This is a genomic window from Staphylococcus sp. GDY8P45P, assembly GCF_017892745.1.
Taxonomy (GTDB): domain Bacteria; phylum Bacillota; class Bacilli; order Staphylococcales; family Staphylococcaceae; genus Staphylococcus; species Staphylococcus cohnii.
In genome coordinates this window covers 164,408-176,604 of sequence record NZ_JAESLS010000007.1, presented here as the reverse complement: position 1 = coordinate 176,604, position 12,197 = coordinate 164,408, and the positions used below count along the sequence as shown (strand labels likewise).

Here is a 12,197-nt window from a genome sequence, read left to right as displayed (position 1 = left end):
AAACTCTGAAATATTAATATTTTGTTAGGAATGCGTCTAGGACAATTAATATGCTCCCTTCAAAGTGACATTTAAAAAATGAAACTTGGAGGGAGCATTTCTATGCTAAAAAATTATTTTAGCATATTCTTATCATATCTATAGCGATAACACATGATAAGTATTGGTAGGTTAGGTTTGTGTACGTAAGCGTTGTTTAGCAGTGTGTGTAGCTTTGGTTACTTTTTCATTTTTACGTGCTTTTCCTAAACCAAAATCTGGCATATTTATATAAATATTTTCATATTGGTTCGCATCGACATTATAAGTCTCATGATAAAAACCTACAGCATCATTATGTTTAAGTTCTCTCATAAATCGTTTCCACGCTTTTAAATGCACAGGCATTTTTGAATAAGAAAGTAATTTCTCATTAGATTCCCAATATTGAACAATCATCACACCACGATATTTAAATAGCATTTCAAAAGATAAACAACCCAGCGTTTGGTCTTTTGATAATTCTCTGAGCATAGGTGGCATAGATAAGAGTACAGGTAACCATTTATGAATTTTATGCCATTTGTTTATACGAAGCCCTATTAGAAAAACTGTGACCGATGAATTGGGTATTACAGTGTATCTACCTTTATTCATGTTTTTCATCCTTCCTTTTTGAAAGCATAGCGTTAATCTCATTGATATCTTGTTGGTTACGCTTCGTTTCTATTGACCAAATGATAAAATAGACAATGGTATAGATGACGACAAAAGATAATAAAGCTGAAACTTTAAGTGGAAACCAGCCCGCTAGTATTGCTAAAGGTAGCATGATGACGAACATTAAGGTGAAATGAAGTGAAGTTTTAAATAATAAAGATTTTCTAGAATTTGAAAATATGAGCTCCCCAAAACTGAATGTAATACCAATTAATGCCCAGATGGTAACTGCGATAAACATCGTTTGTAATTCACTTAAATATTGAAAGTATAAATGACCCATTGTTGAGACAGGAGAAACTGGATGAAATGAGCTATGTGAAAAAATAGTTGAAAACAATAACGAAATTATAACTCCAATAGCAATACCTGTGATTGCGCCGTGTAATAAACGTTTCATAATTTTAATGCCTCCTTGATTAATGGTAAGTACCTTCTTGATGAATAAGTGAAATCACTATTAGTAAAACGAACTTCAATTGTGCCATTTTTATTGAGTTTCAAATAATCAATATAATTAATATTGATTATTTCAGATTTAGAAATTTGTAAAAAATAGGTGTTGAGTTGAGATTTGATTTCGTATAGTCGTTGATTCATGGTGAATTGTTTATCTGTAGTAATCATAGTTAAGATTTTATTTTCTATGCGAAATGAAATAATGTCTTCTTGTTTTATAAAGTGTGTTTCTCCTTTATATTTTCCGGGAAATAATTTGGTTTTAGATAATTTGTTAATATAGTTAACGATGTCATTCACGTGTTCAGTGTGCTCATTTACTTCAATGATGATTTGATTGTTGTCTAAATTTTGATTATATATTACTTTCACATTCATGCTCAGTTCGCCTCCTTCTTATGATAAGTAAAACAAATATATGTCTGGGTTACCATACTAAATGGATAAGTGGTCGTAATCATATGCTAAATGGCATAATTAACGGTACATTTAGCATTAAAAAAACCACCTCAATACGATTAACTGTAAAGTAATTGCTAAGACTGTCGACAAAGTCTCCGAATTTGTTGGCAGTTTTTTATACACGCTTTCCGCGGGCACTGCCTTAGCCTGTAGTCTTCGGCTAGTGCTATTCCCGCAGGAGTCGGCATAAATGACTGCCAATATGATAATATATGTAAATTAAGCAGTGATGGTGTTTATTATGTTAAATAAATCAATTGATAAAAGAGATCAATATGAAATGATTTCTATCTTTAACTTAGTCGCTAATAGTCATTTATTACGTAAAGTCGATGAGATATTAGATTTAAATTTTGTATATGAACTTGTCGAAGACAAATATTTGAGAAAATATAAGAAATAGCTATCAAAACAATTTAATAGATCACTCATCTTTATTTATTGATTCTATGCATATTAAAGCAAATGCAAATAAGAATAAGTATACTACTGAATTAGCTGAGAAGGACACACTCCATTTTCAAGAAGCATTAAATAATGAAATTAACGAATAAAGATTAGTTCAAGGGGAAAAGTCCTATTTGAAAAAACGATATAAATAGAAAATAAACAAACCCTTCGCAAATTAATGCGAAGGGTTTGTCTACTTTCTGTACGATTGACTTTAAAGTAATCGCTGAGGTGGTTGTAGGATTAAAAGCGATGGGATGATAGCGTAGTGTCTGGCGCAACTATCAATAAACATCACGTTGATATCTTTGATTTTTAATTAGTTCTGTTAAATAGTCTTCTGCTTGTGCTTGATTAAAGTTACCGTGCTGAATGAGTACATTGACAAAGGATTGGTGTACACCTTTTGCCATCTCTTCTTTGTCACCACAAAGATAAATGGTTGCACCATTTGTTAGCCATTGATAAAAATCTGCCCCATTTTCTTCAATTCGGTGTTGAACATAGATTTTATTTTCTGTATCTCTTGAAAATGCTAAATCTAGTTTGCTAAGCACGCCTTGATCTAGCCATAATTCTAAATCATTACGATATAGGAAATCTGCATCAACATTTTGGTTTCCAAATATGAGCCATTGGTTTCCTTTAAGTCCTAAATGTTCTCTTTGTTGGAGATATGCTCTGTAAGGCGCAATGCCAGTACCTGCTCCAATCATAATGACTGGTGTTTGCTCATCATAAGGGAATTTAAAATTTGGATTCTTTTTAAGATAAACAGGTAATTTATCGCCTAATTGTGTACGATCTGCAAGTTGTACAGAGCATACGCCATGGCGTTCACGATGATGTGCTTCATATTTAACCACGCGTACAGTTATATGGACGGTATGTGGGTTTACTTGATTGCTGCTGGCAATAGAGTATTCTCTAGGTGGCAGTTTTCTTAATAAGTCTTTTAGCATATCAGGTGACAGCGCGACAGGTGTAAAATCTTTAATTAAATCTATGAAATCTCTGCCATAAATATAATCTTGCACCCATTCCTTGTTTTGTACATTTGCATTTAGCATAGGATTTCCAAATAATGCAGCTGCATTATTTAATATAGATGGTGTTAATTTAGCAATTTCAAACTCATTCGTAAGTGCATCTTGTATAGTAGCACTATTGCCGTTATTGTCTATATCTATGGTTGTTGTGCTATCCCAACCCAATGTATTGATCACTTCTGCTACAAGTTCTGGATTGTTTTTAGGGATAATTACTAAACTGTCTCCAGGTTCATAGGCTTCGCCATATCCCTCTAAAGATAATTCAAGATGTCTGACTTCACGGGTAGCAGTTGGTTCAGTTAACACACTATTTTTGATGATTTCAGCATAAAATGGATGTGTTTTTGAATAAGCTGCTTGTGGTTCTTCGACAACAACATCTTCATCTTTGGGTTCATTGTTTTGACTACCGGGAGACATTTGAGACAAAAGTTCAAGCATGTCAATAATCCATTGCTCAGATACTTCTTCAAAATCAAAGTCACATTCAACACGATCAGCTAAACGATGACCGCCTAAATCACCTAAGATTTTGTCGAAATCTTTACCTGCTTGGCAGAAATCAGGGTAATCTTGATCACCTAACGCGAGTACTGAGAAGTTTAAATGACTTAAATCTGGTGCCTCATCGCTATGCAGGTAGTCATAAAAATCTAACGCATTAATCGGAGGTTCACCCACGCCATGCGTTGAGGTAATGATAAACACATGGTTAACTTTCGATAAGTCCTCTTGAGGAAAGTCATCCATTTCCCACGTGTGAACTGTAAAATCGTGTTCTTTTAATTTCGTTTCAAATTCATCAGCAATTTCTTCAGCATTGCCTGTTTCTGTACCAAATAAAATGTTAACTTCGATGGGTTCATCTGTAGATATTGTCGAATGTGACGTATCTTCTGTTGGTGCTTCAGCAGTAGTTGTGTGAATGGATGATGTTGATTCAGCTGTTGCGTCTGAGTGCTCAGATGGTTCAGGATGATCAGTATATTGTAATGGGTCACCTTCATCTGTAGAAGCATTAAGCAAATAGCCGCTTAACCAAGACTGTTGATTTGATGACAGTGTTGGCATGAGTTGTTGTATAAGTTCCAATTGATTTTCATCAAAAGGGGAATTTGTTCTATTTAATTCCAAAAAGGTCACCTCGTATTGTATTAAAAATTTATAGTAAAGCATGAACAATAACACGCTATTTATATAATAGAATTTAATTGAAGTATAACATTGATTTTAATTTTTTAAATGATAGAGATTATCATCTGTCAAAAATACAACTTATGACCTATGTATTTATTCAATAAAAGTGGGACGGGATAGAAATCAAATATGGTATTTGATATCAAATTCCCGCCCCAATTAAGTTGGTAATATGATTTAATATGTTGGCTTCTATAAACAGCAAATGATAATGATCTGTGTAGTATCATTTCAAATAGTTACGTATCAACATGATCATACTTTAGAATTTATTTATTATTTATAAAAGAGAAATATCAATATAAGAAGTGCTCAATTTCTTATATATTATAATGGCTAGGTTTTATAAGTTTTATATTATAGAGGCGAAATGGACGGTTTCGCATCATGTTTATGGTTTGATAGCAAAGGCACGTACTGGAAATCCAGGTGCTTTGTTTGGTTTTGGACTAATAGCATAAATAATGGCACCTCGTGTAGGCAGTTGATCCAAATTCGTTAGTAACTCAAGTTGGAAAGTATCTTGACCTAATACGTAACGCTCACCGACAATATCACCATTTTTGGCAACATCTATGGAAGCATCTGTATCGAATGTTTCATGGCCGATAGATTTGACTTGTCTATCTTCTAGTAAATATTGTAAGGCATCCAAGCCCCAACCAGGTAAGTGAAGTTGTCCTTCTGCATCTTTATTTTCAAAGCGTTCAATATCTGGCCATCGTTTGGACCAATCGCTACGAAAGGCAACAAAAGTGCCAGGTTCGATTGAACCATGTTCAGCTTCCCATTGCTTAATATGCTCACGCGTTAAAATAAAGTCAGCATCAGCTGCTACTTCTTGTGAAAAATCTAAAACAACTAGTGGTAATACGAGTTCTTTTAAATCAATCTCATGAAGATAGCGTGTTTTTTCGACAAAATGTATCGGCGCATCTATGTGTGTCCCATACTGAGTCACAATATTCCAATTTTGGACATAGAAGCCATCGTCAGCAACATTAAATAGTGTAGAGACTTTTGCGCGTTCAAATTCACTAAAACATGGAATGGTTTCATCAAATGTATGGGTTAAATCTACCCATGTTGAAGTTTTTAATTGTTCTAACTGCTCCCATAGTGGATAATTCATTGATATCACCTTCGTCATTAATGATTAAACTGTTGCTGGATTTGTTGATTTACGTAATTTGTCTACTGAATTCACAAGCACAGTCAATGCTTCTCTTACTTCGTCCTCTTTACGTGTTTTCAAACCACAGTCTGGATTAACCCAGAATAAAGAACGGTCAATTTCTTGTAAAGCGCGGTTAATCGCTTCTGTAATTTCAGATTCAGTAGGGATACGTGGACTATGGATATCATATACCTCTAATCCGATACCTAAGTCATAAGTAATATCTTCAAAATCTTTAATTAAGTCTCCATGGCTACGGGATGTCTCTATTGAAATAACATCTGCATCTAAATCATAGATAGCATGAATGATTTGTCCAAATTGAGAATAGCACATATGTGTATGAATTTGCGTTTCATCGGCAACAGATGACGTAGCTAATTTAAATGAATGCACAGCTTTATTAAGATAATCTTCATGATATTCTGAACGTAATGGTAAACCTTCTCTCAATGCAGGTTCATCAACTTGAATAATTTGGATACCAGCTTTTTCTAAAGCTAAAACTTCTTCATTAATCGCCAATGCAATTTGATCCTGTACAGTTTCACGCGGTAAGTCTACACGTTCAAATGACCAATTCAAGATAGTCACTGGTCCTGTAAGCATACCTTTTACTGGTCTATCCGTTAAACTTTGTGCATAAAGTGTCTCTTTTACTGTTAAAGGCTCTGTCCATTTTACATCACCATAAATGATTGGTGGTTTTACCGCACGCGAACCGTATGATTGCACCCATCCATACTTCGTCACTAAGAAGCCTTGTAATTTTTCGCCAAAGAATTCTACCATGTCATTTCGCTCAAATTCACCGTGTACTAAGACATCTAAGCCGATATCTTCTTGGATTTTAATCCAGCGTGCAATTTCATTTTTTAAGAATGTTTTATAATCTTCATCTGTAATTCGATTATTTTTCCAATCTGCACGGAATTTTCTTACTTCTTGCGATTGCGGGAATGATCCAATCGTTGTCGTTGGTAAATCAGGTAAGTTAAGACGTGCATCTTGTGCTTTTTTACGCACTTTAAATGGTGACTGACGTGTAGTGCGTACACTGTCGAAATCATACTCTAGATTTTTGAATGATTGATTTTGGAAGCGTTCATAACGTGCTTTTAATTCATCAAATTTTTGGCTGTCATTGTCATTAAATAATCGTCTTAATGCATCTAATTCATCTAATTTTTCAGTGGCAAAACTCAAGCCCTCTGCGATAGATTCATCTAATGTTTCATCGTCTAATGATACTGGCACATGTAATAGAGAAGAAGATGGTTGAATGACAAGGTTATTTGTAGCATTTTGTAATGTGTCGATTAATGATTTTTTAGCTTCAATATCTGCTGCCCACACATTACGACCATCTATAATACCTGCATAAAGTGATTTGTTTTTGTCTAAGTCTCCATCTTTAATTTGTTTTAAGTTATAGCCATTATCATGTACAAAATCTAAACCTAATCCTTTTACAGGTAAGCTGTTTAGGAATTTTAAATTTACACGTTCAAAATAAGTTTGAATCACAAGGTGATTACTTACGCCTGCTTCGTCAAAATAGTTATAAGCAGTACGTGTAATATCTTCAAATGATGCACTATCATCTTCCACAAGTACAGGTTCATCGATTTGAATGTATTCCGCTCCTGCATCTACTAAAGACTGTAAAACTTCTTTATATAAAGGCAGTAATGTATTTACTTTTTCTTCAAATGATTGTGAACCTCCCTTAGAAAGTTTTACGAATGTTATTGGGCCCACGATCACTGGGTGTGCATTCACGTTAATAGATTGTGCATATTTGAAACGCTCTAATAATACGTTGTCATTCAATTTTGGCTCTACGTTGTCCCATTCAGGTACAATATAATGATAATTTGTGTTGAACCATTTGATCAATGCACTTGCAACATGTTCTTTATTACCTCTGGCAATGTCGAATAATAAATCATTGTCTAATGCTCTGCCTTGGAAACGTTCTGGAATAATGTTGAATAATAAAGATGTATCAAGAATATGATCATAAAGAGAGAAATCTCCGACAGGGACACTTGTTAAATTATAATTCTTTTGTAGCAATAAATTCTCTTTATGCAAGTCTGTTAATTGTTGATTTAATGTAGGGGCATCTATTTTATTAGCCCAGTAACTTTCTATTGCTTTTTTCCACTCTCTTTTTCTACCTAATCTTGGGAAACCTAAATTTGATGTTTGAATTGTCATAATATTGCCTCCTGTTTACTTGAAGTAATTGATTGTGAATATGATGCAAGTGCTAAAGTGTAATCTACTTTCTGGAACGGTGTAATTAAATATAAACCGTTAAAATATTTATGGACGGTATCTATAAGTTCCTTAGAAAGTTTAAGGCTTAATGCTTTCGTTTTTTCTTTATCATCTTTAACAGCTTCAAATTGTTCTAAAATGTCTTCGGACAGTTTAATACCAGGCACTTCGTTGTGTAAAAATAGTGCATTATTATAGCTAGTGACTGGCATAATGCCAATAAAGAATGGTACGTCCAAATGTTTGGTTGCTTCATATATTTCTTCGATTTTTTCGGTGCTATAAACTGGCTGTGTTATAAAGTAGTGCGTGCCACTTTCTATTTTTTTCTCAGCACGTTTGACTGAACCTTCGAGTTTACGAACATTCGGATCAAAAGCACCTGCGATGTTGAAATTTGTTTTCGTCTTCAGCGCATCACCATCAGTGTTAATACCTTCGTTAAAGCGTAATGCAATTTCTGTTAAACCTTTGGAATTCACATCGTAAACATTCGTTGCTCCTGGCAAGTGACCAATTTTTGATGGATCTCCTGTAATGGCTAATATTTCATTCACATTTAGTAAGGATAAGCCTAATAAATGTGATTGCAATCCAATGAGATTACGGTCGCGGCAAGTAATGTGAACGAGCGGTTCAATATTATATTGTTGTTTGATAATACTCGCTGCTGCAACATTACTGATACGCACAGTGGCTAAGGAGTTATCTGCTAAGGTCACCGCATCAATTTGAGCATCGTCGAGTTTTTTGATATTTCTGAAAAATGTTTCTGTATCTAAGTGCTTTGGCGTGTCTAATTCTACTATAATTGTAGGTTGTGCTTTAACTTTAGTTGTTAAATTTTGTTGCTGTGTATTGGCATATGAAGGGCTATTGTATTTTTTTATAGGAATTACATTTTTACTGGATACCGGTTTGAGATTGGCTACTGAGGACTTAATGTATTGAATATGTTCTGGTGTAGTCCCGCAACATCCCCCGATAATCCTAACGCCTTCTTTAATTAATTGTTCCGCCACTTTACCAAAGTATTCGGCATTGTCACTATATTTAAATCGACTATTTTCAATATCTAATAAACTTGCATTGGGATAGCAAGATAAATACGCATTGTCAGGTAATTCAATATGTGAAAAAGATTGCTGCATGTGATGAGGACCATGGTGACAATTGAGTCCAACGATATCAGCGCCACTGTCAACAACCCGTTGTAAAGCTGTATTAATTTCTGTACCATCTCTTAAATAATTTGTGTTTAAAGCAGTTAATTGAGCAATGATAGGAATATGATGTTTTCGTTTTGTAGCTTTAATAATATTAGTAAGCTCTTCTAAATCATAATAGGTTTCAAAAAGTAAACCATCGACACCTTCTTCAACTAAAGTATCTACCTGGATTTCGGTATGATATTGAATGGCTTCTAAACCTAAATCTTCCTGTTTCACACCTCTAAATCCACCCACAGTACCTAATATAAATGTTTCGTCATTAGCTGCTTTTTTGGCAATTTGTACTGCGGCTTTGTGTATTTCTTTAACTTTGTGTTCTAAACCAAATACTTTTAATTTTTCAAAGTTTGCACCATAAGTATTGGTCTGAATAATATCAGCACCAGATTCAATGTAGGAGCGGTGTATCCGTTCTATTTTGTCAGGATGGGTTAAATTATATGCTTCTGGACAAGTATCTAAACCATCAGAATATAGAATGGTTCCCATTGCACCATCAGCGACTAAAATGTTCTGTTTCAGTTTGTTGATGAGTTGACTCATTGAAAGCCTCCTTCAGTGCGTAGTTTAAATCAGCAATTAATTCGTCAGCATTTTCTAAGCCCACACTTAATCTGAATAATCCAAACGTTATATTGCGTGCTTCACGAACTTCTTTTGGTACAGCAGCATGAGACATAGTAGCAGGGTGAGATAAAATAGTCTCGACACCACCCAAACTTACAGAAACAAGTGGCAGTGTGAGTGCATCTACAAAGGCTTGTGCCTTCGATTCATCTTTAAGTCTTAAACCTAAAACAGCACCACCATGTTTTGCTTGAGACAAGTGTAACTTGTCATTTCCCGGGTAATAAACTTCTGCAATTTCTTCACGCTGCGATAAGAAATCATAAACTTTCTGTGTATTTTCCACAGATTGATTGAAACGTACAGACAATGTTTTTAAATGTTGTGCTAACGTCCAGCAATCATGTGCAGATAGTGCAGTTCCAGTACCGTTTTGTAATAGATAAAGTGCGTCTGCTACTGCTTTATTGTTTGTGATAGCAGCGCCAGCAATAATATCACTATGGCCACCCAAGAATTTTGTAGCGCTATGTACGACGATATCTGCACCTAAAGCTAAAGGTGACTGACCAAGTGGCGTCATAAATGTATTATCAACAGCGAGTAATAGTTCGTGTTGTTGTGTAATACGAGAGACGCCTTTAATATCAGTGATTTTAAATAATGGATTAGATGGTGTTTCAATATAAACTAGTTTTGTATTTGATTGAATGGCTTCCTCGATTTCTTGTAATTGCGTTGTGTCTACCGTCGTAAACTGAATATTAAAACGTGTTAAGATTTGTTCTGTTAATCTGAAAGTACCACCATAGACATCATCGGGTAGAATGACATGATCACCTGCATTTAATGTAAGCAGTACAGCTGAAATAGCTGCAATACCTGATGCGTAAGCAAATGCGTAATCGCCGCCTTCAAGTGCTGCTAATTTTTCTTCTAACAAAGCACGATTAGGGTTGCCACTTCGCGCATAATCATATTTAGCATCGCCACCTAAAACTTTTTGATGAAATGTCGAAGAAGCATATAATGGTGGGTTAGCTGAATCGTATTCAACACCTCTTTGTGCGTCAAATATCACTTCTGTTTCTTTTGATAAACTCATATAATCACGCTTTCTTTAGATTTTTCTAATGCTTGTATAATGTCTTGTTCAATATCTTCGTAATCTTCAACACCGATGGATAATCTTAGTAAATGTTCATCAATGCCTCGTTTTTCTTTTTCTTCATCTGGCATATCAACGTGTGTTTGTGTATATGGAAATGTTATAAATGTTTCTGTTCCGCCTAAACTTTCTGCAAAAATACATACTTTTAAGTTTTCTAAAAATTTATCGGCTTTATAATTTTTATTTAAACGTAGACTCATCATTCCTGTTCGACCACAATATAAGACTTGGTCAATGCCTTTTAAGTTATAACATCGTTTGGCTAATAATTGAGCATTATATTCTGAACGATCCATTCTTAAGTGCAATGTCTTTAAACCACGTTGTAGTAAGTAGCTGTCAAAAGGTGATAAAGTTGCACCAATCATGTTATGAAATTCACCTAATTTTTCAGCCAAATTTTCGTCTTTAACTGTCACTACACCAGCAAGTACATCATTATGACCACCTATGTATTTCGTAGCAGAATGTAGTACAATATCTGCACCATCTTCAAGTGGTGTTGAGAGATATGGTGTTAAAAAAGTGTTGTCTATAATCGTCAATAAGTGATGTTTTTTACTTAAAATATAATATGGATCAACATCTACTTCTTGCATTTGTGGGTTTGAAATCGTTTCTATAAATAGTGCTTTGGTATTTTCTGTAATGTTTTCTTTGACTGTTTCATAGTTTAAGAAATCTACATATTTGAAATGTACACCGTATTGCTGCTCATAAAAATCAAATAGTCTAAATGTGCCACCATAAAGGTCGAATGAAACGAGTATTTCATCGCCAGCTTTAAATAAATTACATATTAATTGTATGGCTGCCATGCCACTTGCAGTTGCAAATGAAGCAGTACCACGTTCTAACTTAGCAAATGATTCTTCAAAAGCTGAACGGGTAGGATTTTTAGTTCTTGTATAATCAAAACCAGTTGATGTTCCTAAATGAGGATGCTGATATGCTGTTGATAAATAGATTGGATTTGCAATCGCTCCTGTTGCATCTTGTGTCAGTGCAATTTGTGATAACTCAGTATTTTTCATAATACAGATAACCTCCTTTAAAAAATAAAAAAAGCTTCCGTCCTTTAAACCCGACTCAATCGGATGTAAAGGACGAAAGCTTAGCTCGCGGTACCACCTTTGTTCATTACTTTATCACTAAAGTAACCTTATCCAGTACGCCAAATTGCATTAATTACTTGTACTGAACTTGCGCTACCGTAATATGTCCAAATAAAAAACTCACTGCCACTGAAAGTGAAATGAGTATTAACGACATATGCAACGCTTGGAATAATCCAGTACGCCATTAAACAAAATGTTAATACTGTATCGCTATAACGGGCGATCCCGTTGACACCTCATATTGGCATCAACACTCAAAGGCCATTTTCAAACTTTCTTTCTGTGTCTTCTTTCAGCAGGTGAAGACTCTCTGTGTCAGCAGTGTAA

General features: G+C 34.6%; 10 protein-coding genes and 1 other annotated feature (1 of these 11 cut by a window edge). Of the genes, 1 reads left to right on the top strand and 9 read right to left on the bottom strand.

The features are described from left to right. Positions 1-171: 171 nt before the first annotated feature. Genes KA873_RS08885 through KA873_RS08875 form a run of 3 tightly spaced genes read right to left on the bottom strand, consistent with a single transcriptional unit; the run spans position 172 to position 1,536 of the window. Entirely contained in the window at positions 172-636 is a 465-nt protein-coding gene (locus KA873_RS08885) for a DUF4188 domain-containing protein (protein WP_107504860.1), read from the bottom strand. Next, entirely contained in the window at positions 629-1,099 is a 471-nt protein-coding gene (locus tag KA873_RS08880; protein WP_107523293.1) for a DUF3021 domain-containing protein, read from the bottom strand. Before KA873_RS08880 ends, KA873_RS08885 begins: the two co-directional genes overlap by 8 nt. Continuing rightward, positions 1,096-1,536, bottom strand: a complete 441-nt coding sequence (locus KA873_RS08875) for a LytTR family DNA-binding domain-containing protein (RefSeq protein ID WP_192959246.1) — start codon at positions 1,534-1,536, stop codon at positions 1,096-1,098. The genes KA873_RS08880 and KA873_RS08875 overlap by 4 nt, the downstream gene beginning before the upstream one ends. Before the next feature lie 325 nt (positions 1,537-1,861). Between KA873_RS08875 and KA873_RS08870 the strand changes: the two genes are divergently transcribed. After that, entirely contained in the window at positions 1,862-2,023 is a 162-nt protein-coding gene (locus tag KA873_RS08870; protein WP_181187411.1) for a hypothetical protein, read from the top strand. A gap of 331 nt (positions 2,024-2,354) precedes the next feature. Here the strand turns inward: KA873_RS08870 and KA873_RS08865 are convergent, their stop codons facing one another. The 6 genes from KA873_RS08865 to KA873_RS08840 form a co-directional block, all read right to left on the bottom strand. Beyond that, positions 2,355-4,256 (bottom strand): diflavin oxidoreductase, encoded by a 1,902-nt coding sequence (locus tag KA873_RS08865; protein ID WP_210140259.1) that lies wholly within the window; start codon positions 4,254-4,256, stop codon positions 2,355-2,357. Positions 4,257-4,710: 454 nt separating this feature from the next. Continuing rightward, on the bottom strand, positions 4,711-5,451 hold the full coding sequence (locus KA873_RS08860; protein ID WP_107386463.1) for a cyclase family protein: 741 nt from the start codon (positions 5,449-5,451) through the stop codon (positions 4,711-4,713). A 24-nt stretch (positions 5,452-5,475) separates the two neighbouring features. Next, positions 5,476-7,722, bottom strand: a complete 2,247-nt coding sequence (metE, locus tag KA873_RS08855; RefSeq protein WP_210140272.1) for a 5-methyltetrahydropteroyltriglutamate--homocysteine S-methyltransferase — start codon at positions 7,720-7,722, stop codon at positions 5,476-5,478. Then, positions 7,716-9,557, bottom strand: a complete 1,842-nt coding sequence (locus KA873_RS08850; protein WP_107504865.1) for a bifunctional homocysteine S-methyltransferase/methylenetetrahydrofolate reductase — start codon at positions 9,555-9,557, stop codon at positions 7,716-7,718. The genes metE and KA873_RS08850 overlap by 7 nt, the downstream gene beginning before the upstream one ends. Further along, positions 9,511-10,686, bottom strand: coding sequence for a cystathionine beta-lyase MetC (gene metC / locus KA873_RS08845; RefSeq protein ID WP_210140258.1), 1,176 nt, complete (start codon positions 10,684-10,686; stop codon positions 9,511-9,513). Before metC ends, KA873_RS08850 begins: the two co-directional genes overlap by 47 nt. Next, on the bottom strand, positions 10,683-11,786 hold the full coding sequence (locus KA873_RS08840; protein WP_107384157.1) for a PLP-dependent transferase: 1,104 nt from the start codon (positions 11,784-11,786) through the stop codon (positions 10,683-10,685). Before KA873_RS08840 ends, metC begins: the two co-directional genes overlap by 4 nt. A 65-nt stretch (positions 11,787-11,851) precedes the next feature. Beyond that, positions 11,852-12,197 (bottom strand) — a binding site (T-box leader) (it continues 28 nt past the right edge of the window).